Origin of the sequence: Streptomyces chartreusis NRRL 3882 (assembly GCF_900236475.1) — a bacterium.
Classification (GTDB): Bacteria; Actinomycetota; Actinomycetes; order Streptomycetales; family Streptomycetaceae; genus Streptomyces; species Streptomyces chartreusis_D.
Map to the genome: position 1 here is coordinate 4,583,655 of NZ_LT963352.1, position 21,713 is coordinate 4,605,367.

Below are 21,713 nucleotides of genomic sequence, written 5' to 3' on the forward strand. Positions count from 1 at the left end.
TGCCTCCCCATCCATTGCGCGCCGCCCGGCATCCGTTGCGCGCCGTCCGACGCCGAAACCAATTGTGCCCACAGTCCGCCGCTATGCACGACACGCGGTGGCTGACGATGGTTGTGCGCCCACCTCCCGACTCAGCGTCCCAGGCGTCCGCGGACCATGCCGACCAGCGAGTTGAGCTCCTCGATGCGCATGCGGCGGGCGGCGACAAAGAAGATCACGAGCAGGACCGCGCCTCCGGCCAGCACGGCGGCGAGCGACCCCACGACGCCCTGGCCGAGCGTGCGGCCGATGCCGTAGCAGGCCGCGCCGCTGAGCAGGGCGGCCGGGACCGACGCGATGCACAGCCGGGCGTAAGTCCGCAGGACACGGGAGCCGTCGAGGTCCCCGCCCAGCCGCTTGCGCAGCCGGCGCCAGGCGACCCCGACGCCGATCGCGTAGGCCAGGCCGTAGGAGGCGGCCATGCCGACCACGGCCCAGCGCGACGGGATGACGAAGTAGCAGATCGCCGAGGCGCCCGCGTTGACCGCGGCCACGATGACCGTGTTGTAGAAGGGAGTTCGAGTGTCCTCGTAGGCGTAGAAGGCCCGCAGGACGACGTACTGCACGGAGTACGGGATCAGGCCGAGACCGAACGCCATCAGCATGAAGCCCATGTTGGTGGCTTCGCTGGTGCCGGAGGAGCCGAACATCAGGGTGCACATGGGGATGCCGAGCGAGAGGAAACCGAACGCGATCGGCACGATGGCGACCGCCGTGTTGCGCAGGCCCTGTGAGATGTCGTCGCGGACGGCACCGCCGTCGCCCTCGGCCGCCGAGCGCGACAGGCGCGGCAGCAGGGCGGCCATGAGGGAGACCGTGATGATGGCCTGCGGCAGGCCCCAGATCAGCTGGGCGTTGGCGTAGGCGGCGAAGCCGGTGCCGTCGACCGGCGAGGCCTTGCCCGCCGCGGTGGACAGCTGGATGACGATCATGGCGCCCGCCTGGTTGGCCAGGACGAACAGGACCGTCCACTTGGCGAGCGTGACGGCCTTGCCGAGGCCCTGGCCCCTCCAGTCGAAGCGCAGCCGCAGCCGGAAGCCCGTCTCGCGCAGGTAGGGGATCATCGCCAGGGCCTGGACCATGAGGCCGAGCAGCACACCGATGCCGAGGAGGCGCTGGCCCTCCGGCGGGATGGTGGTGACCTTCATCCCCGAGTCGGCGGCGGTGCCGTAGACGTAGATGAACATGCCCAGCGTCACGATGATGACGATGTTGTTCAGGACCGGGGTCCACATCATCGCGCCGAACTTCCCGCGGGCGTTGAGGATCTGCCCCATCACCACGTGGACGCCCATGAAGAAGATCGAGGGCAGGAAGTACTGGACGAAGGTGATGCCGACCTGGTTCGCCGCCGGGTCGCTGGCGACCGGGTCGGACAGCATGCGGATCAGCAGCGGCGCGCCGAAGATCGAAAGCGCGGTGAGCGCGCCGAGCGTCACCATGACGAGCGTCAGCAGGCGGTTGGCATACGCCTCGCCGCCGTCGTCGTCCTCCTTCATGGAGCGGACGAGCTGCGGCACGAAGACGGAGTTGAGACCGCCGCCGACGGTGAGGATGTAGATCATCGTCGGCAGCTGGTAGGCGACCTGGAAGGTGTCACCGAGGAGGCCGACGCCGAGGGCCGACACGATCAGAGCGGAGCGGATGAAGCCGGTGAGGCGGGAGACCATCGTGCCCGCCGCCATCACGGCACTGGACTTCATCAGACCCGCGGCGCGGCCGCCCTTCTTCGGAGCGGGCGGGGCAGCGGCCTCCGGGGCAGGGGTGTCATCCACCGACGGCGTCGCCGCCGTCTCGCCGGGAGCCGGGTACTGACCTGCCGCGTACTGCCCCTGCGCCATCTGGCCCGGGGCCGCTGACGGGCCGGGGACCGACGGCGACTCGTAGGACGGGTGGCCGCTGGCCTGCTGCTGGTCCCGGAAGAGATGCGCGAACGCGTCCGGCTCCTGGCGCGGCTCGCCCGCCTGGGAGACGAGGTCGTCCACGCCCACGAACTGGGTGGTCCGGGCGTCGTCGCCGTACGGCAGGTGCCTGCTCGGGCCCTCCGGCTCCGGCGCGGGCGTCCTGGCCCACACCTGCGGGTCGGGCGCGTACGGCGACTGCGGAGGCTGGGCGTACAGCTGCTGCGGCGGCTGGTACGTGCCCGGAGGGGGAGGGGGGTGCGCGGCGCGGTCGTAGCGCGCCTCGGCGACCGGGTCCTGGGCGCTGAGGTCCTGTGCCCGGTAGGGGTCCTGGGTGTAGGCGTCCTGGAGGTACATGTCCGCGGGCGGTTGCGGCGGCACCTGACCGTGCTCGGGCGGCGGGCCCTCGGGCCCACCCGACTCGGGGTAGCCCGAGCTGCCCACGCCACGGCCGTGGTCACCGTCGTACGGCGCGTTCATGGTTACCCCACCTCATCGTCCCGGGCCCACCGGCCACGACATCTCAACGGTCCACTCTCTCACCCGTGCCGGACGGGTCGGCGCTTTCCGCTGCGGTGTCCGGGGCCGGGTCACTCGCCTGCTGGGCGTCTGCCCGTGAGCCGGCCTCGGACTCCTCCTTGAGACGGTCGCCGGGGGCCTCCGGGTTCTGCGGAGCGCCGACCGGGCTGTCGGCATCGTCCTCCGCCTCCGCAGTGGCGTCTTCGGCGGCCTCGCGGGCGGCGGCGCGCTTGCGCTGGGTGTACATACGGAAGCCGGCGAGGACCAGGAGCAGGACGCCGCCGCCGATGACCAGCATCACGGTGGGGGTGACCTCGGTGACCTTCACGTCGAACGTGACGGGTTCGCCGTACTTCTGGCCGTCCTCCGTGTACAGCTGGGCCTCCACCTTCGCCCGGCCGTTCGCGTTGGCGGACGTGGTGAACTTCACCGACTGGCTGTGCCCGCCGTTCACGGCGACCGGCTGCTCCTCGTAGGCTTTGCCGTCGATCTTGAGTCGCGTCGGGTTCTGCGACGTGAGCCGCAGCTCCAGGTGCTCGACGCCCTGGACCAGGTTGTTCTGGACGGTGACCGGGATCGTGGCGCTGCGGCCTGAGAGCTTGGTCTCCGACTTCTCGATCAGCTTGACCCCGTCGATCAGCCCGTCGAGGTAGGACTCGACGTCGTCGCGGTATCCCACCGCGGCGACGCCCCGGCCCCGCCACGACGTGGACATCTCGCGGTTCATGGCCCGCCCGAAGGGGGTGACCACCCGGGACTCGTCGGTGAGGATCACCTTGAAGTTGTCGAGCTTGGCCCGCGTCCTCGCGATCTGCTCGAAGGCGGCCCGCGGCAGCTCCTGCTTGCGCAGCGAAGAGGGGTACGCGGAGCCGGGCGGCACCTTCCTGTTGGCCGACGGGTCCGGCTTGGCCTTGGCGGCGGCCGCGAGGTCCTGCGACTCGGACCAGTTCCCGCCCTGGAGGGCTCCCAGCGCCTCGGCCATCGCCTGCGCCTGGCTCACGGAGGGCGTGCGCTGCGGGGCGACGACGACGCTGCGCTGCTTGCCGGTCTGGAGGCCGAGCGTCAGGCTCTGGGCCAGGAAGCGCTGCACGGCGAGCGTGGACGCGGAGGCCTTCGTCAGGTTGCCCTGGAACGCCGTCGACATCCGGGAGTCCGCGACGACCGCCGTGGTGCCACCACCGATGGGCCGGGCCGCGGAGGGCGTGTACGACAGGTCGTCCTGGAGGCTGTCGCTGCGGGCGATCACCTTGTCGGCGCCCGCGGAGGTCGCGACCTTCATGATCGACGGGTCGACGGCGCCGTCCACGGGCCATGCGAAGTCCTTGGACGGTTTCACGTGGAGGACCGTCTGCACCGTGTTGTCGACGGCGTCGGTGGCCTCCTTGAGGTGGCTCAGCGAGCCCGTGACGGCCGTGCCATTGTGGGCGAGGGAGGCCAGGTCCGGATCACCGAACGGCAGGGCGACGACCTCCTTGCCCGCCACCGCCTGCTGGAGCTCGGAGAGCCACTGCTTGGCGACCTCCTGACTCCTGCCGGGGGCGGTGGCGCCGTCCTCGCCCCTGACCTCGTAGTTCCGCGTCATCGCGTCGACGGACGCCAACAGGTCCGGGTCGATCACCCAGGTGATGTCGAGGTCCTTGCCCAGCGACACCATCTGGTCGAGGCGGCCGCCCGGGGAGATCTCCTCGGCGAGGTCGTCGTTGCTGAAGACCGGCGTCTGCTGCTCGTTCGACCCCGTCTCGGCCGTCATGTGGACGTCGGATACGAGCGGCCACAGGAACGTGGTCTTCGTCTTGGTGCCGGCCTCCTCCGGCTGCCACGGCAGGAACGTGCGCTGGACGCCGAGAACCTGGTCCCAGGGCTGGGCGGCGGTCTCACCGGAGAGCGCGACGGCCAGCTGGTAGACACCGTCCTGGCCGAGGTCCAGCTCGTCGGCCGGCACGGAGATGTTGAAGGGCTCCGCAACGCCGGGGGTGAGCTTGGAGAACTTCTCGCTGTACTTGCCGCCGACTGCCTCGCCCGTGGGGCCCTGGACGTCGTCGCTCTTCTTGGCGAGGCTGTCGATGGCGGAGCGCGTGTCGAGCGAAGGCCCCACCCGCAGGTCGACGTGGGCGCCGGTGACTGGCTGCTTGCCGTTGTTGGTCACCGTGCCCGTCACGGTCACCGTGTCCCCCTCGGTGGGGGCGCTGGGGCTGAGCGAATCGACAGCGACGGACACCGAGCCCGTGCCGGGGGCAGCCTGCGGGGACTCCTGCCCGGCCGCGTCCGCCGGCATCGCGGCGGGCAACTGGAGAAGTCCGGCCAGCAGGGGCGCACCGGCGAGCAGTGCCCCGGTGCGCCGTAGCCACCGGCGGGCAGGTGAGGCACTGGTCCCCTGGAAGTCTGCCGCCTCGGCCACGCGCTCGCCCGTCCCTCGTCGTCGTCAGTGGTCGTCGGAATGTGCGTCCACGCATGGTAACGATGCGCGCTGAGGGGAAGTGCCGCGGTCCGTTCCACAAGATCGCGGCCCGGCGCCGAGCTGTCCGGTATGTCGCTGTATGACGGAGAGCGGTGGTCTCCGTCTCAAGGGCTTCTCTTGTGCGCGTATTGACGGACGTGTCTGCATGCGTAATGGGGGGAGCTCCGGGGTGCCCGGGCCACGTACCCTCTTCTGTTGTGCCGAACGCCAACGAAGAAAAGCCCAGTGCCCTGAGCCAGGTGCAGCACCGCGCGGTCAGTGAACTGCTGCGGATCGCTCCTGTCGCCGACGACCTCGCCCGCCGCTTCCAGGAGGCCGGGTTCTCACTTGCCCTGGTCGGCGGCTCGGTCCGGGACGCGCTGCTGGGCCGGCTCGGCAACGATCTGGACTTCACGACCGACGCCCGTCCCCAGGACGTACTCAAGATCGTGCGCCCATGGGCGGACGCCGTCTGGGAGGTCGGGATCGCCTTCGGCACGGTCGGGGCGCAGAAGGATGCCCGCGTCGGAGACGCTGATCGACGCTTTCAGATCGAGGTGACCACCTACCGGTCGGAGGCTTACGACCGGACCTCGCGCAAGCCCGAGGTGTCGTACGGCGACTCCATCGAGGAAGATCTCGTCCGCCGTGACTTCACGGTGAACGCGATGGCCGTCGCACTGCCGGAGAAGGAGTTCATCGATCCGCACGGCGGGCTTCAGGATTTGGCGTCGCGTGTGCTGCGTACTCCTGGTACCCCGGAGGAGTCCTTCTCTGACGATCCGCTGCGGATGATGCGGGCGGCGCGCTTCGCGGCTCAGCTCGACTTCGAGGTCGCCCCCGAGGTCGTCGCGGCGATGAACGCGATGGCCGGGCGTATCGAGATCGTCTCGGCCGAGCGGGTGCGGGACGAGCTGAACAAGCTGATCCTGTCGCCGCACCCCCGCAAGGGCCTGTCGCTGCTCGTCGAGACGGGCCTCGCCGACCGCGTGCTGCCCGAGCTGCCGGCCTTGCGTCTGGAGCGTGACGAGCACCACCGGCACAAGGACGTCTACGACCACACGCTGATCGTCCTGGAGCAGGCGATGGCACTGGAGGACGACGGTCCCGACCTGACCCTCCGCCTGGCCGCCCTGCTGCACGACATCGGCAAGCCCCGCACGCGTCGCTTCGAGAAGGACGGCCGGGTCTCGTTCCACCACCATGAGGTGGTCGGGGCGAAGATGACCAAGAAGCGCATGACGGCGTTGAAGTACTCCAACGAGCTGGTGAAGGACGTCTCACGTCTGGTCGAGCTCCACCTGCGCTTCCACGGCTACGGCACCGGCGAGTGGACGGACTCGGCGGTCCGCCGCTACGTCCGTGACGCCGGCCCGCTCCTCGACCGCCTCCACAAGCTGACCCGCTCGGACTGCACCACGCGCAACAAGCGCAAGGCGGCGGCCCTGTCGCGTGCGTACGACGGTCTGGAGGAGCGGATCGCCAAGCTTCAGGAGCAGGAGGAGCTGGACTCGATCCGCCCCGACCTCGACGGCAACCAGATCATGGAGATCCTCGGCGTCGGTCCCGGTCCGGTCATCGGCCGCGCGTACAAGCACATGCTGGAGCTGCGCCTGGAGAACGGGCCGATGGAGTACGACTCCGCGGTGGCCGCACTCAAGGAGTGGTGGGCCGACCAGGAGGGCTGAGGCTGTGAACGGGGTCATGTTTCACGTGAAACATGACCCCGGAGACGGACCGAGGGGCGGTGTTTCACGTGAAACACCGCCCCTCGCCGTGTCTGCCTTACTTCTTGTCCTTCAGGCAGAGCAGGAAGTCCTTGCCGTCACCGCTCTCGGTGTACGTGTACTGGAAGTCCTTGGCTTCGGCCTCGCACTTGCTCGACGCCAGGGTCTGCGTGAGGTACGAGCCCTCGATCTTGGCGAGCACCTCGTACTGAGCCTTCGCATCGCTGCACTCGACGACTTCGAGGTCCGGGTTGTTGTCGTTGGTGCTGCCGCGGTGCATGCAGTCGCCCACGGACGCCGTATTGGCGTCGTCCCGGCTGGTTATGTAGCCGCCGATGGCTATGCCCGCCACCGCGATGACGATGGCGATGTTCTTGATGGTCTTGAAGCTGAGCTTGCGGCCGGTCGGCTGAGGCGGAACCGGAGCGTACGGAGCCGCACCCTGGGGCGGGAAGCCAGGCTGGCCGGGCTGCTGGGGGTAGCCGCCCTGCGGCGGGTACGGGGCCTGGGGCTGACCCGCGGGCTGGCCCTGTGCGAACGGGTTGCCCTGGGGCGGCGGAGTAGTCACTTGGGGGTCCCCCTAGAACATGGTTGAGTGACGCGAACATGTCGCGAGATAAGACCCACGTAAGGTAGCGGTCCCACTGACACCGCAGTAGCCGGATGTGGCTCTGTGTCATTGATGTGACACTTACTGGCGGCCAAACCGGCCCATAGTCACAGCTACTGCCGCGTAGATAACGGCGATCGTGATCACCAGCGGCACGGATCGACCGTCCGGTGGCAGCATCAGGGCGGCGACGGCGGCGGCGCCGACGAAGGAGACGTTGAAGAGGACGTCGTAGACCGAGAAGATCCGGCCACGGAATCCGTCCTCGACGGAGGACTGGACGATCGTGTCCGTGGCGATCTTCGCCCCCTGGGTGGTCAGACCCAGGACGAAGGCCGCGGCCAGCAGAGGCGCAGCGGCGAACGGCAGCCCGAGAGCGGGCTCCAGCAGCGCGGCGGCCCCCGCGCACACGACGATCCAGCGGCCCGGCCCGAGTCGGCCCGCGGTCCAGGGCGTCACTACGGCCGCCGCGAAGAATCCGGCGCCGGAGACAGCCAACGCCAGGCCCAGCAGGGCGAGTCCGTCGTCCGTGGTCGTGGTGAGCGCGTACCGGCAGAGCATCAGCAGCATCACCAGCAGGGCGCCGTAGCAGAAGCGCATCAGCGCCATGGCCGCGAGCGCCCAGGCCGCTTCCCGGCGCTGTTGCGCGGCCAGGTGACGTACGCCCGCCACCAGGTCGCGAGCAGTGCTCGTGAGAGCCGTCGCGATGCGCTCACCCGCCCATGTCCGGTCCGGACCGAGGAGTTCCCGCGCCATGCTGAGCGATCCCAGGGCAGCGCACAGATACAGCACGGCTCCCACGAGCACCACGGCGGCGTCGGAGTCCGCCACCACCAGGCGGACGACGAAGGCGAGACCGCCGCCCGCGGTCGCCGCCAGTGTTCCGGCGGTCGGGGAGAGGGAGTTGGCGATGACGAGGCGCTCGGCGTCGACCACGCGGGGCAGGGCGGCGGACAGGCCGGCCAGGACGAAACGGTTGACAGCGGTGACGCACAGGGCGGAGACGTAGAAGAGCCAGTCCGGAGCGGGGCTGAGTATCAGCAGGGCCGTGGCGCAAGCCAGCAACGCGCGCAGCAGGCTGCCGTACAGGAGGACCTGGCGGCGCCGCCAACGGTCCAGCAGGACACCGGCGAAAGGGCCGACGAGGGAGTACGGGAGCAGCAGCACCGCCATGGCGGAGGCGACCGCGGCCGCCGAGGTCTGCTTCTCGGGCGAGAAGACCACGTACGCGGCGAGCGCGACCTGGTAGACACCGTCGGCGCCCTGGGAGAGCAGTCGCACGCCGAGCAGGCGCCTGAAGCCCTGGAAGCGCAACAGGACACGCAGGTCACGGACTACGGCCATGGGGCACAGCCTCACATACGGAGAGGGTCCCCGGGTCGTACGACCCGGGGACCCTCACAGCCCTGGCAGGAGCGACTGGTTGCGGCGCCTCAGCGCTCGACCTCACCCTTGATGAACTTCTCGACGTTCTCACGGGCCTCGTCGTCGAAGTACTGAACGGGCGGGGACTTCATGAAGTAGCTCGACGCGGAGAGCACGGGGCCGCCGATGCCGCGGTCCTTGGCGATCTTCGCGGCGCGCAGGGCGTCGATGATGACGCCGGCGGAGTTCGGGGAGTCCCAGACCTCCAGCTTGTACTCCAGGTTCAGCGGGACGTCACCGAAGGCGCGGCCCTCGAGGCGGACGTAGGCCCACTTGCGGTCGTCCAGCCAGGCGACGTAGTCGGACGGGCCGATGTGGACGTTGTCCGCACCCAGGTCGCGATCGCGGATCTGCGAGGTGACGGCCTGCGTCTTGGAGATCTTCTTCGACTCGAGGCGGTCGCGCTCGAGCATGTTCTTGAAGTCCATGTTGCCGCCGACGTTCAGCTGCATCGTGCGGTCCAGGATGACGCCCCGGTCCTCGAACAGCTTTGCCATGACGCGGTGCGTGATGGTGGCGCCGACCTGGGACTTGATGTCGTCGCCGACGATCGGGACGCCCGCCTCGGTGAACTTGTCGGCCCACTCCTTGGTGCCGGCGATGAAGACCGGAAGGGCGTTGACGAAGGCGACCTTGGCGTCGATGGCGCACTGGGCGTAGAACTTCGCCGCGTCCTCGGAGCCCACGGGCAGGTAGCAGACGAGGACGTCGACCTGCTTGTCCTTCAGGACCTGGACGACGTCGACCGGCTCCTCGGCGGACTCCTCGATGGTCTCGCGGTAGTACTTGCCGAGGCCGTCGAGCGTGTGGCCGCGCTGGACCGTCACACCGGTGCGGGGCACGTCGCAGATCTTGATGGTGTTGTTCTCGGAGGCGCCGATGGCGTCCGCCAGGTCGAGGCCGACCTTCTTGGCGTCCACGTCGAACGCGGCGACGAACTCGACGTCGCGGACGTGGTAGTCGCCGAACTGGACGTGCATCAGGCCCGGCACCTTGGACGCCGGGTCGGCGTCCTTGTAGTACTCGACTCCCTGCACCAGCGATGCGGCGCAGTTGCCCACACCGACGATGGCTACGCGAACCGAACCCATTCCGGTTGCTCCCTGTGTGTACGAGTGAGGCCCTGGGCGGGCTCTCACGTGGCGGTGTCGCCGGGCGTATCCGGACGGGGGTCGTCCCCCGGCCGGGGCAGGCCGCCCGACGCTCCAGATGTGGTGTCACGCGAACCGGGCTCCCCCGAGGCGGGACCCTTCAGGTCCCGACCCGCCCGCTCGCTCTCGATGAGCTCGTTCAGCCAGCGCACTTCGCGCTCCACGGACTCCATCCCGTGGCGCTGGAGCTCAAGCGTGTAGTCGTCGAGGCGCTCCCGGGTCCGGGCCAGGGAGAGGCGCATCTTCTCCAGGCGCTCCTCCAACCGGCTGCGGCGGCCTTCCAGAACGCGCATGCGGACGTCGCGTGAGGTTTGCCCGAAGAAAGCGAAACGGGCGGCGAATGTCTCGTCCTCGTACGCGTCGGGCCCGGTCTGTGAGAGCAGCTGCTCGAAGTGCTCCTTACCCTCCGCCGTCAACCGGTAGACGATCTTGGCGCGGCGGCCGGTGAGGGGAGCGGCCTCGGTGTCGTTCCCCGGCTCCTCGATCAACCAGCCGTTGGCGACCAGCGTCTTGAGACAGGGATACAGCGTCCCGTAGCTGAACGCACGGAACACACCCAGTGACGTGTTGAGCCGTTTGCGCAGCTCATAGCCGTGCATCGGAGATTCGCGGAGCAGGCCGAGTACGGCGAACTCGAGGATCCCGGAACGCCGGCTCATCGTCGCCTCCTCTCTGCCGCGGTACCGATGCCTCGGGTCGATGTGTCGGCCCGATGTGTCGCGCTGATGTATCGACTCGATACATCACGACGATAGAACGGCCTTCCGGATGCGACAAGAGGGGGTGTGGTGAACGGGATCACATCACCGATTCATCGGACGCGAGTTGCCTGATTTGAGGGGAACTTCTGGCCTCGGCAGGTTTTGACGGTGCGTAGTCTGTGCGCCATGCACATCACCGGGAACCAAGTGGCGCCTGAGGGCGTCGTCGTCTTCGGTGTAGTACGGGTGCATGCGGGACCGATGAATGCGGAGCCGACCGCATCCGTACTTCGGGGGGACCGGAAACCAGCCGCCGTTTCCAGGCGCGCAAGGGTGCGCCTGCCCGAGGAGTAGTCGTTCGATGAGCGAGCACCGTCGCAAACCGCCGCAGCCGCAGGGAGGCGGACGTGCCGCGGCCCGACGCGGCCAGTCCGGCTCGGCCTCCGGCCGCCGCGCGGCCCCGCGAGGCGCCACCGGGTCTCCGTCCGACTCCTATGGGTCGGACTCCTACAGCTCGGGGGGTGAGGAGCGCCCGTACGGCGGTCGTGCCGAGGCCCGGCGTGCGGCGCAGAGAAGCACGGGAGGCGGCCGACGCAGAGCGGCCGAACCGGCCCGTGGCGGCCGGCGCGCCGCCCCCGGAGGGTCGGCCGGGCCCGGGCGAGGCAGGGGGCGGGCGGCTGCCGTCTCCGACAAGAAGCGGCTGATCGACTATCCGCGGGCCGGTAAGTACGGCTGGCAGCGCTGGCTGCCGTCCTGGAAGCTCGTCTCCGGTCTGTGCATCGGCTTCTTCGGCAGCCTGGTGGCCGTGGCGGGCATCGGGTACGCCATGGTGGGCGTCCCCAACGAGGAGAACGCGGCGGCCCTGTCGCAGAACAACGTCTACTACTGGGCCGACGGCAGCCAGATGGTCGCGGCGGGCAGCGGCCAGAACCGGCAGAACGTCACGATCGAGCGCATCCCCAAGGCCATGCAGTGGGCGGTGATCTCGGCCGAGAACAAGAGCTTCTACCAGGACTCCGGCGTCGACCCCATGGGTATCGCCCGGGCCCTGGCGAACATGGCCCGGGGCGGTGACACGCAGGGTGGTTCGACGATCACCCAGCAGTTCGTCAAGAACACCTACCTGAGCCAGGAACAGACGATCACCCGGAAGTTCAAGGAGATGTTCATCTCCATCAAGGTGGGCACGAAGCTCTCCAAGCCGGAGATCCTCCAGGGCTACCTGAACACCTCGTACTACGGCCGTGGTGCCTACGGCATCCAGGCCGCCGCCCAGGCCTACTACGGCAAGGAAGCGAAGGACCTCAAGCCGAGCGAGTGCGCCTTCCTCGCCGCCCTGCTCAAGGGCCCGACGTACTACGACCCCGCGGGCAACGAGAGCATCGACGAGTCGGCGAACGCGGACGCCAACCGCAAGCGCTCTGAGACGCGCTGGCGCTGGATCCTCGAGCAGATGCACAACGACAAGAGGATCACGGACGCCGAGTACCAGGAGGCGATCAAGAAGTACCCGATGCCCCAGGGCCGCAAGGCGACCAAGGGCATGAGCGGCCAGATCGGCTACCTGGCGGACACGGCCAAGAAGTACGTCCTGAACCACTCCAACATCACGGAGAAGCAGTTCGACCAGGGCGGCTACCAGATCAGGACCACCTTCGAGAAGGCCAAGGTCGAGGCGCTGGCCAAGGCCGTGAAGAAGGTCGAGAAGGAAAAGCTGAACCCGGAGAAGCGTGAGCTGGACAAGCACGTCCAGTTCGGCGCGGCGTCGGTGAAGCCCAAGGACGGCGCGATCGTCGCGCTCTACGGTGGTGCGGGTTACGAGAACGGCCACTTCAACAACAACGCGGACACCTCGGGTGTCCCGGTCGGTTCGACGTGGAAGCCGTTCGTGCTCGCCGCCGCCATGGAGCACGGCACCTACCGGAGCGACGGTCCCCTCTCGCCGTTGAGCAAGTACAACGGCAACGACCACCTCAAGGTCCGGAACAACGACGGCTCCTACGTCCTGAAGAAGGACAACACACCGTTCTTCCAGGAGAACGAGAGCGACCACCCCTGGGGCTACATCACCTTGCGCAAGGCGATGGAGCAGTCCGTCAACACCCCGTTCGTCCAGCTCGGCATGGACGTCGGGATGAGGAACGTGCGGGACGTGGCCGAGAAGTCCGGCATCCTGGACGCCAGTTTCGCCACCCTCAACCCGTCGTTCGCGCTCGGTACGTCGACTCCCAGCGCGATCCGCATGGCCGATGCCTACGCGACGTTCGCCGCCGCCGGCAAGCAGGCCTCCCCGTACTCCGTGACCAGCGTCAAGTTCAACGGGCAGGAAGTCGAAGGCTTCGACAAGCCGCGCATCACGCAGGCGATGCCCGAGAACGTGGCCAACAACGTCACGGACGTCCTGGAGAACGTCATCCAGAACGGTACGGGTAAGAACGCCCTGGCCCTGGGCCGTACGGCGGCGGGTAAGACCGGTACCACGGACGAGAACAAGTCGGCCTGGTTCGTCGGCTACACCCAGCAGCTGTCCACCTCGGTCGCGATGTTCCGTGAGGATCCCAAGAGCGCCAAGCTGCTCTCCATGAACGGCACGGCGGGTGAGGAGTCCATCCACGGTGGTGACACTCCCACCCAGGTGTGGACCGAGTACATGAAGGCCGCGCTGAAGGGGGAGCCCGATCCCGGCTTCCCGGAGGCCGAAAGGATCGGCGAGATCCAGCACGAGGTGGGCGCCCCGTCGCCGACCCCGACCCCGAGCGTGGAGCCCAGCGAAACCGCGACCGAGTCGCCGAGCGCCACGCCCAGCGAGAGCCCGACGCCGTCTCCCTCGCCGAGCGACACCTGTGGATTCTTCGGGTGTGAGAACGACGGCGGTACGGAGAACGGCGGCGGCACAGGCGGAGACGTGACGCCCTCGCCCTCGCCGAGCGATACGAGCGAGAACGGCGGCAACACCAGAGGCAACGGCAACGGAGGCATCTTCGGAGGCCCCGCCGGATAGCCGGCCGATCGCCTTTGGGTGTTTCACGTGAAACGCGAAGATGTTTCACGTGAAACACGGGCCGCCGCACCTACCCGGTGCGGCGGCCCTCGGCGTATTGATAGACGCGTACGGCAGGATGTGCGGCATGCCCAGTGCAGAATCGACGCGAGCGAGCGTCCACGAGCCGGACCCGGTGCGGCCGACCCAGGAGGACGAGGTCGCCGCGGCCGGCAGCGAGCTGATCGGCGGCCCGCTCGGGCGGCGTGCCCTGCTCGGGGCGTCCTGGTGGACTCCCGTGCGGGTGATCGCGCTGGTGGCGATCGGCATGTTCGCCCTCGGCCTGGTCCAGAAGGCGCCCTGCTACAACGGCGCCTGGTTCTTCGGTGCCAGCTCCCAGTACACGCACGCGTGCTACTCGGACATCCCGCACCTCTACCAGGGGCGTGGCTTCGCCGACGGGCTCGTGCCGTACTTCGACAAGCTCCCCGGCGACATGCAGTACCTGGAGTACCCGGTGCTCACCGGTGTCTTCATGGAGGTCGCCTCCTGGCTCACGCCAGGCAGCGGCACCATCCAGGACCAGGAGCAGTGGTACTGGATGGTCAACGCCGGAATGCTGATGGTGTGCGCGTCGGTCATCGCCGTCTGCGTGACCCGCACGCATGCCCGGCGCCCCTGGGACGGCCTGCTGGTCGCCCTGGCACCTGCCTTCGCGCTGACGGCGACCATCAACTGGGACCTGCTGGCGGTCGCCCTGACGGCCGCGGCGATGCTGATGTGGTCGCGCGGACGCTCCCTCGCCTTCGGCGTCCTGCTGGGACTCGCCACGGCCGCGAAGCTCTACCCCTTCCTGATCCTCGGGCCGCTGCTGGTGCTGTGCTGGCGCGCGGGCAAGTGGCGTGAGTTCGGGGCCGCCCTGGGCGGGGCGATCGTCGCCTGGGTCGTCGTGAACGGGCCGGTGATGCTCTTCGCGTTCGAGGGCTGGTCGAAGTTCTACACGTTCAGCCAGGAACGAGGCGTCGACTTCGGCTCCTTCTGGCTGATCATGGCCCAGAACTCGGACAACCCCCTTAGCATCGACACCGTCAACACGCTCGCCACGCTGCTGATGCTGGTGTGCTGCGCGGGTGTCGCGGTGCTGGCGCTGACCGCGCCGCGCCGCCCGCGGTTCGCCCAGCTCGCCTTCCTGATCGTCGCGGCGTTCATCCTCACCAACAAGGTCTACTCGCCGCAGTACGTCCTGTGGCTGGTGCCCCTGGCCGCCCTGGCCCGGCCGAAGTGGCGGGACTTCCTGATCTGGCAGGCCTGCGAGGTGGCGTACTTCCTGGGGATCTGGATGTACCTCGCGTACACGACCAGCGGAGACGCCCACAAGGGACTGCCCACCGACGGCTACCACTGGGCCATCGGCCTGCACCTGCTGGGCACGCTGTATCTCTGCGTCATGATCGTGCGAGACATCTTCATGCCGGAGCGGGACCCGGTCCGACGGTCCGGGGACGACGACCCCTCGGGCGGAGTGCTCGACGGCGCGGAGGACGTCTTCGCCCTGGGCCCCGCGGCCCGTCCCGCCCGGCACGCGGCCGCTCAGTTCGACGGTCCGCAGGTCGAGTGGGGCAGGCAGGGCGCGACAGGCGGTTCGCTCTGAGCGAACGATGCGAAAGGCCGTACACGGGAAACCGTGTACGGCCTTCTTGCTGCGCTGGTCCTGGGAGTGCGTGCGCGCCGGTCAGCGGTCCACGATCCGGTCGAACTGCGTGGTGGTGTGCCGCAGATGGGCCACCAGCTCCTCGCCCACCTTCGGCTCCGGCGCGTCCGCGGGCACGAACAGGATCGAGACCTGCATGTGCGGCGGCTCGGCGAACCAGCGCTGCTTGCCGCCCCAGACGAACGGAGAAAGGTTCCGGTTGACCGTCGCGAGGCCGGCCCGGGCGACGCCCTTGGCGCGCGGCATGACGCCATGCAGCGCCTTGGGGGCCTCCAGGCCCACCCCGTGCGACGTACCGCCCGCCACGACCACCAGGAAGCCGTCGGAGGCCGCCTTCTGCTGCCGGTAGCCGAAGCGCTCGCCCTTGGCCACGCGCGTGACGTCCAGGACCGCGCCGCGGTACTCGGTGGCCTCGTGGTCCCCCAGCCACAGCCGCGTGCCGATGCGGGCACGGAACCGGGTCTGCGGGAACTGCTGCTGGAGCCGGATGAGTTCCTCGGCCTTGAGGTGGCTGACGAACATGGTGTGCAGAGGCAGCCGGGCGGCGCGCAGCCGGTCCATCCAGCCGATGACCTCCTCGACCGCGTCCGAGCCGTCGGTGCGGTCCAGCGGCAGGTGGATCGCGAAGCCTTCCAGCCGGATGTTCTCGATGGCGGCGTGCAGCTGGGGCAGATCCTGCTCGCCGATGCCGTGCCGCTTCATCGAGGACATCACCTCGATCACCACACGGGCACCGACCAGGCCGTACACGCCGTCTATCGACGAGACCGAGCGGATGACCCGGTCCGGCAGGGGCACGGGCTCCTCGCCGCGCCGGTACGGCGTCAGCACCAGCAGGTCACCGCTGAACCAGTCCTTGATCCGGGCGGCCTCGTACGTCGTGCCGACGGCGAGGACGTCCGAGCCCAGCCGTGTGGCCTCCTCCGCCAGCCGCTCGTGCCCGAAGCCGTAGCCGTTGCCCTTGCAGACCGGCACGAGGCCGGGGAACTGCTCCTGCACGTGCTTGTGGTGCGCCCGCCAGCGCGCGGTGTCGACGTAGAGCGTGAGCGCCATGGCCGGACCTGGAACCTTTCTCGCGGTTGCCGTGAATCAGTGGTTGCCGTTGTCAGAGGGTGCCGTATCAGAGGTATAGAAGCACTGAACGTGACATCAGCGGCGCGACATGTAGATGTCGAGCGCCTTGTGCAGCAGCTTGTTCAGCGGGAAGTCCCACTCGCCGAGGTACTCGGCGGCCTGTCCGCCGGTGCCCACCTTGAACTGGATCAGGCCGAAGAGGTGGTCGGTCTCGTCCAGCGAGTCGGAGATGCCGCGCAGGTCGTAGACGGTGGCGCCGAGCGCGTAGGCGTCGCGCAGCATCCGCCACTGCATCGCGTTGGAGGGCCGGACTTCACGGCCGATGTTGTCGGAGGCGCCGTAGGAGTACCAGACGTGCCCGCCGACGATCAGCATCGTCGCCGCCGACAGGTTCACGCCGTTGTGCCGGGCGAAGTACAGCCGCATGCGGTTGGGGTCCTCGGTGTTGAGGGCCGTCCACATGCGCTGGAAGTACGACAGCGGGCGCGGCCGGAAGTGGTCGCGCACGGCCGTGATCTCGTACAGCCGCTGCCATTCCTCAAGGTCCTGGTAGCCGCCCTGGACGACCTCGACGCCGGCCTTCTCGGCCTTCTTGATGTTGCGGCGCCACAGCTGGTTGAAGTTCTTGTGGACCTCTTCCAGGGAGCGGTTGGCCAGCGGCACCTGGAAGACGTAGCGGGGCTGGACGTCGCCGAAGCCGGCGCCGCCGTCCTCGCCCTGCTGCCACCCCATGCGGCGCAGTTTGTCGGCGACCTCGAAGGCGCGCGGCTCGATGTGGTCGGCCTCGATGTCGCGCAGCCTCTTCACGTCAGGGTTCTGGATGCCCTGCTTGATGGAGGTGGCCTCCCAGCGCCGGATGACCACCGGCGGGCCCATCTTCACCGAGAAGGCGCCCTGCTGCTTCAGGTGCGCCAGCATCGGCTCGATCCACTCCTGGAGATTCGGCGCGAACCAGTTGATGACCGGGCCCTCGGGCAGATAGGCGAGGTAGCGCTTGATCTTGGGAAGCTGCCGGTAGAGGACCAGACCGGCACCGACCAGCTCGCCCGTCCTGTCGTCGAACCATCCGAGGTTCTCGGAGCGCCACTCCGCCTTGACATCAGCCCAGGCCGGGACCTGCATGTGGCTCGCCGACGGCAGGCTCTGGATGTAGGCCAGATGCTGCTCTCGACTGATGGTCCTCAGGGTCAGGCTCATTTCGGGGCGCTCCTCGGGCTGGTGTGTCCCCATGGGGTCAGGGGCTCCGGCTCTCGCGCGAAGCCTACTGCGCCTTGGATGCGCGCCGGTTGGGCGTACGGAACCTTCGCCCCGGCCGTGGGCGGCCGGGGCGTCACCCGGTGTTCAGAAGGGGATGTCCCTGGCGTCAGTCGATGAGACCGCCGAAGAGACCGCCGTGCGCCATGCCCAGGAAGAACCCGACGCCTGCGGCACCGAGGCCGAGGATCAGGCCGAAGCGCTCCCTGGTCGTCTCCGAGACCCACTGGCCGTACGCGCCGGTGAGAATGCCCACCAGGCCGGTCCAGGAGCTGAGCAGGTGCAGGTCCTCGTCGACGAGTGCCGTGATGAACGACGTGATGCCCAGGACCAGGGTCACCGCGAGCAGGGCGTCCTGGAGTGGGTGGGGCTTGCCGTCCGTGGCGAAGAGGCCGCCGGCGGTGTTGGGTCGCAATGCCTGTGCCATAGGGCACCTCCTGCGAAAGTCGGCGCATCGTAGCGCCATACACACCCGATGTGTACAGATTGGCTGCCCTCGCGGCCGGATTTCAACCGCAAGCCACTGTGCGGGTAGTCTGTACCGTCCGCACCGGTGTCTGCCCATGTCACGACAGGGGCTTCTCGACAGAACCCCCGACTGTCAGTGGTGGCCGATACCGTTGCTACGCATCACAACCCTCCTGCCACGGAACGACCGTGGCCGCTGAGTCCAAAGGAGGTGGGTTCCACATGCGTCACTACGAGGTGATGGTCATCCTCGACCCCGACGTCGAGGAGCGCGCTGTCTCCCCGCTGATCGAGAACTTCCTCTCTGTCGTCCGTGACGGCGGCGGAAAGGTCGAGAAGGTCGACACCTGGGGCCGTCGTCGTCTCGCGTACGAGATCAAGAAGAAGCCCGAGGGCATCTACTCGGTCATCGACCTTCAGGCTGAGCCTGCGGTCGTCAAGGAGCTCGACCGCCAGATGAACCTGAACGAGTCGGTCCTCCGGACCAAGGTCCTCCGTCCCGAGACCCACTGAGCTCTCCCGCTCAGCTGATTCCGGGATTCGAGTAGCAAGCAGCCAGAGCAAACCCGCCGAGAGGTTCCCCCATGGCAGGCGAGACCGTCATCACGGTGGTCGGCAATCTTGTCGACGACCCCGAGCTGCGCTTCACCCCCTCCGGTGCGGCCGTCGCGAAGTTCCGTGTCGCGTCCACTCCCCGCACCTTCGACCGCCAGACGAACGAGTGGAAGGACGGCGAGAGCCTCTTCCTGACCTGCTCGGTCTGGCGTCAGGCGGCGGAGAACGTCGCCGAGTCGCTCCAGCGAGGCATGCGCGTCATCGTGCAGGGCCGGCTGAAGCAGCGGTCCTACGAGGACCGTGAGGGCGTCAAGCGCACGGTCTACGAGCTGGACGTCGAGGAAGTCGGCGCCAGCCTGCGCAATGCCACGGCCAAGGTCACCAAGACCACCGGCCGCGGTGGCCAGGGCGGCTACGGCGGCGGTGGCGGTGGCGGCCAGGGTGGCGGCGGCTGGGGCGGCGGCCCCGGCGGCGGCCAGCAGGGCGGCGGCGCTCCCGCTGACGACCCGTGGGCGACCGGCGCTCCCGCCGGTGGCAACCAGGGCGGTGGCGGCGGCTGGGGCGGTGGCTCCGGCGGCGGCCAGCAGGGCGGCGGCTACTCGGACGAGCCCCCCTTCTAGGGCGGGTTCGCACCCCAACTTCTTGATCACACAGGAGATACACCATGGCGAAGCCGCCTGTGCGCAAGCCGAAGAAGAAGGTCTGCGCATTCTGCAAGGACAAGGTCACGTACGTGGACTACAAGGACACGAACATGCTGCGGAAGTTCATTTCCGACCGCGGCAAGATCCGTGCCCGCCGCGTGACCGGCAACTGCACGCAGCACCAGCGTGACGTCGCCACGGCCGTCAAGAACAGCCGTGAGATGGCGCTGCTGCCCTACACGTCCACCGCGCGATAAGGGAAGGGTGACCGACACATGAAGATCATCCTCACCCACGAGGTCTCCGGCCTCGGTGCCGCGGGCGACGTCGTCGACGTCAAGGACGGTTACGCTCGCAACTACCTGATCCCGCGGAAGTTCGCTATCCGCTGGACCAAGGGTGGCGAGAAGGACGTCGAGCAGATCCGTCGTGCTCGCAAGATCCACGAGATCCAGACCATCGAGCAGGCCAACCAGGTGAAGGCCCAGCTCGAGGGCGTCAAGGTCCGCCTGGCTGTCCGCTCCGGCGACGCCGGTCGTCTCTTCGGTTCCGTCACCCCGGCCGACATCGCTTCCGCGATCAAGGCTTCCGGTGGCCCCGAGGTCGACAAGCGCCGCATCGAGCTGGGCTCGCCGATCAAGACGCTGGGCGCTCACGAGACGTCCGTGCGTCTGCACCCCGAGGTTGCCGCCAAGGTCAACATCGAGGTCGTCGCGGCCTGAGTGCCGCGCTCGCTGAAGCAGTGAGCGATGGGGTCGCACCTTTCACGGGTGCGGCCCCATCGTCGTTTCGGCCCCATCGTCGATGTGGCCCGTCGTCGTTTCACGTGAAACACCGTGTTTCACGTGAAACAGCAGTGAGGGCCGAGTCCGGCGGTCAGCGGGTCGCGCCCGTCACGATCCAGCGGCCCGAGCGGGTCCGGAGCCACAGCGTCAGCATCCGCACGGTCATCATCAGCGTCATGGTGGCCCAGAGGGCGGTGAGTCCACCGCCCAGTACTGGCACCAGCAGGGCGACCGGGGTGAAGACCGCCAGAGTGAGCAGCATGGCCCAGGCCAGGTAGGGGCCGTCACCGGCGCCCATCAAGACTCCGTCCAGGACGAAGACGATGCCGGAGATCGGCTGCGAGAGGGCGACGATGAGCAGGGCGGGCAGCGCCACGTCCTTGACCGTCGCGTCACTGGTGAACAGGGGCAGGAATGCCGGTCGGGTGATGACGACCAGGATGCCGAGAACGACCCCGACGGCGATCCCCCACTCGACCATGCGACGGCACGCGTCGCGGGCACCTTGCGCGTCACCGGCTCCGAGGTAGCGACCGATGATCGCCTGTCCCGCGATGGCGATGGCGTCGAGGGCGAAGGCGAGCAGGCTCCACAGGGACAGGATGATCTGATGTGCGGCGATGTCGGCATCCCCGAGACGGGCGGCGACCGCCGTGGCGATCATCAGGATCGCTCGCAGGGAGAGGGTGCGAACCAACAGGGGCACACCGGCCTGTGCGGAGGCCCTGATGCCTGCGGCGTCCGGGCGCAGCGAGGCACCGTACCGGCGCGCCCCGCGCAGAACCACGGCGAGGTAGACCAGGGCCATGCCCCACTGGGCGATGACGGTGCCCCAGGCGGAGCCGGCGATCCCCAGGTCGGCGCCGTAGACGAGCCCCGCGTTGAGGGCGCCATTGGCGACGAAGCCGGCGATGGCCACATAGAGAGGCGTTTTGGTGTCCTGGAGGCCGCGCAGCACGCCGGTCGCGGCGAGGACGACGAGCATGGCCGGTATGCCGAGCGTGGAGATGCGCAGGTACGTGGTCGCATAGGGAGCCGCCGCGTCGGAAGCGCCGAAGAGGTCCACGACAGAGGATGCCGTCGGCAGGACGACGGCGACGACGGCAGCGCCGAGGAGCAGGGCCAGCCAGATACCGTCCATGCCCTGGCGAATGGCGGCCTGGAGATCACCCGCGCCGACGCGGCGGGCGACCGCCGCTGTCGTGGCGTAGGCGAGGAAGACGAAGACACTGACGGCGGTCATCAGCAGGGCCGAGGCGACGCCGAGGCCGGCGAGTTGGGCCGTGCCCAGATGGCCCACGATGGCGGTGTCGGCCATGAGGAAGAGGGGCTCGGCGACGAGGGAGCCGAAGGCCGGCACGGCGAGAGCGACGATCTCTCGGTCGTGCTGTCTCCGGCCGGTTCTGCGGCGCGCGGGGGCCTGTGTCATGTGCACCAATCTAATCGTCCACAGGTAAGAGATGCAACGGCCTTGTGGCCCTTACTTTCCGTCCAGGGGTGCGCACTGCTGTACACCGTTCGAAGCGATCTTGCGCCGGTCGGGGAAGTTTTTCTTCTGCACAGCCGGTGGACGGCAAATCCGCAGGTCACAGCAGCCTTTCCCGGGCAGCTCGCTGCTTGTTCACAGGCCTGTCCACCGGGTCGTGCACAGGTTTTGAGGAGTTCTCCACAGCATCTGGGCCGTCGTCCACATGGCCTGTGGATAACCAGATTGGCTGACGGTGCCGACAGG

Annotated in this window: 17 protein-coding genes; 7 read left to right on the forward strand and 10 right to left on the reverse strand. The window is 68.5% G+C overall.

Annotated elements, in window-relative coordinates:
* Positions 1–131 precede the first annotated feature (131 nt).
* Together murJ and SCNRRL3882_RS20620 are read right to left on the reverse strand one after the other, a co-directional pair.
* The gene (gene murJ, locus SCNRRL3882_RS20615; RefSeq protein ID WP_010032735.1) at positions 132–2,420 is read right to left on the reverse strand and encodes a murein biosynthesis integral membrane protein MurJ; all 2,289 of its coding nucleotides are present in this window, start codon (positions 2,418–2,420) and stop codon (positions 132–134) included.
* Between the two features lie 43 nt (positions 2,421–2,463).
* The gene (locus SCNRRL3882_RS20620; protein WP_010032736.1) at positions 2,464–4,857 is read right to left on the reverse strand and encodes a DUF6049 family protein; all 2,394 of its coding nucleotides are present in this window, start codon (positions 4,855–4,857) and stop codon (positions 2,464–2,466) included.
* A 257-nt stretch (positions 4,858–5,114) separates the two neighbouring features.
* Between SCNRRL3882_RS20620 and SCNRRL3882_RS20625 the strand changes: the two genes are divergently transcribed.
* On the forward strand, positions 5,115–6,584 hold the full coding sequence (locus SCNRRL3882_RS20625; protein ID WP_173937269.1) for a CCA tRNA nucleotidyltransferase: 1,470 nt from the start codon (positions 5,115–5,117) through the stop codon (positions 6,582–6,584).
* 97 nt (positions 6,585–6,681) lie between these two features.
* Here the strand turns inward: SCNRRL3882_RS20625 and SCNRRL3882_RS20630 are convergent, their stop codons facing one another.
* From SCNRRL3882_RS20630 to SCNRRL3882_RS20645, 4 genes are all read right to left on the reverse strand, one after another.
* Positions 6,682–7,191, reverse strand: a complete 510-nt coding sequence (locus SCNRRL3882_RS20630) for an LppU/SCO3897 family protein (protein ID WP_010032741.1) — start codon at positions 7,189–7,191, stop codon at positions 6,682–6,684.
* Between the two features lie 123 nt (positions 7,192–7,314).
* Entirely contained in the window at positions 7,315–8,577 is a 1,263-nt protein-coding gene (locus SCNRRL3882_RS20635; protein ID WP_010032743.1) for an MFS transporter, read from the reverse strand.
* Positions 8,578–8,666: 89 nt separating this feature from the next.
* A complete protein-coding gene (locus SCNRRL3882_RS20640; RefSeq protein WP_010032744.1) occupies positions 8,667–9,749 on the reverse strand; it encodes an inositol-3-phosphate synthase in 1,083 nt (360 codons plus the stop codon).
* Positions 9,750–9,793: 44 nt separating this feature from the next.
* Positions 9,794–10,468, reverse strand: coding sequence for a PadR family transcriptional regulator (locus SCNRRL3882_RS20645; RefSeq protein WP_010032746.1), 675 nt, complete (start codon positions 10,466–10,468; stop codon positions 9,794–9,796).
* A 403-nt stretch (positions 10,469–10,871) separates the two neighbouring features.
* Between SCNRRL3882_RS20645 and SCNRRL3882_RS20650 the strand changes: the two genes are divergently transcribed.
* Complete coding sequence (locus tag SCNRRL3882_RS20650) at positions 10,872–13,511, forward strand: transglycosylase domain-containing protein (protein ID WP_010032748.1); 2,640 nt, start codon at positions 10,872–10,874, stop codon at positions 13,509–13,511.
* A 118-nt stretch (positions 13,512–13,629) separates the two neighbouring features.
* Entirely contained in the window at positions 13,630–15,141 is a 1,512-nt protein-coding gene (locus tag SCNRRL3882_RS20655) for a glycosyltransferase family 87 protein (RefSeq protein ID WP_029180682.1), read from the forward strand.
* 81 nt (positions 15,142–15,222) lie between these two features.
* On the opposite strand, the gene SCNRRL3882_RS20660 is transcribed toward SCNRRL3882_RS20655, so the two are convergent.
* The 3 genes from SCNRRL3882_RS20660 to SCNRRL3882_RS20670 all read right to left on the reverse strand — a co-directional run bounded on the left by SCNRRL3882_RS20660 (position 15,223) and on the right by SCNRRL3882_RS20670 (position 17,956).
* Positions 15,223–16,254 (reverse strand): alanine racemase, encoded by a 1,032-nt coding sequence (locus SCNRRL3882_RS20660; RefSeq protein WP_010032753.1) that lies wholly within the window; start codon positions 16,252–16,254, stop codon positions 15,223–15,225.
* Between the two features lie 96 nt (positions 16,255–16,350).
* The gene (femX, locus tag SCNRRL3882_RS20665; RefSeq protein ID WP_010032754.1) at positions 16,351–17,472 is read right to left on the reverse strand and encodes a peptidoglycan bridge formation glycyltransferase FemX; all 1,122 of its coding nucleotides are present in this window, start codon (positions 17,470–17,472) and stop codon (positions 16,351–16,353) included.
* Positions 17,473–17,638: 166 nt separating this feature from the next.
* Positions 17,639–17,956 (reverse strand): hypothetical protein, encoded by a 318-nt coding sequence (locus tag SCNRRL3882_RS20670; RefSeq protein ID WP_010032756.1) that lies wholly within the window; start codon positions 17,954–17,956, stop codon positions 17,639–17,641.
* Positions 17,957–18,219: 263 nt separating this feature from the next.
* Between SCNRRL3882_RS20670 and rpsF the strand changes: the two genes are divergently transcribed.
* The 4 genes from rpsF to rplI all read left to right on the forward strand — a co-directional run bounded on the left by rpsF (position 18,220) and on the right by rplI (position 19,918).
* Positions 18,220–18,510 carry a 30S ribosomal protein S6 gene (rpsF, locus tag SCNRRL3882_RS20675; protein WP_003991486.1) on the forward strand — a complete coding sequence of 97 codons (291 nt, stop codon included), beginning with the start codon at positions 18,220–18,222 and terminating at the stop codon, positions 18,508–18,510.
* A 71-nt stretch (positions 18,511–18,581) separates the two neighbouring features.
* The gene (locus tag SCNRRL3882_RS20680) at positions 18,582–19,172 is read left to right on the forward strand and encodes a single-stranded DNA-binding protein (protein WP_010032761.1); all 591 of its coding nucleotides are present in this window, start codon (positions 18,582–18,584) and stop codon (positions 19,170–19,172) included.
* A 44-nt stretch (positions 19,173–19,216) separates the two neighbouring features.
* Positions 19,217–19,453 (forward strand): 30S ribosomal protein S18, encoded by a 237-nt coding sequence (gene rpsR / locus SCNRRL3882_RS20685; protein ID WP_003949403.1) that lies wholly within the window; start codon positions 19,217–19,219, stop codon positions 19,451–19,453.
* An 18-nt stretch (positions 19,454–19,471) separates the two neighbouring features.
* Positions 19,472–19,918: a 50S ribosomal protein L9 gene (gene rplI / locus SCNRRL3882_RS20690; protein ID WP_010032778.1), complete on the forward strand. Its 447-nt coding sequence runs from the start codon at positions 19,472–19,474 to the stop codon at positions 19,916–19,918.
* A 154-nt stretch (positions 19,919–20,072) separates the two neighbouring features.
* On the opposite strand, the gene SCNRRL3882_RS20695 is transcribed toward rplI, so the two are convergent.
* On the reverse strand, positions 20,073–21,410 hold the full coding sequence (locus tag SCNRRL3882_RS20695; protein WP_029180683.1) for an MATE family efflux transporter: 1,338 nt from the start codon (positions 21,408–21,410) through the stop codon (positions 20,073–20,075).
* Positions 21,411–21,713 lie beyond the last annotated feature (303 nt).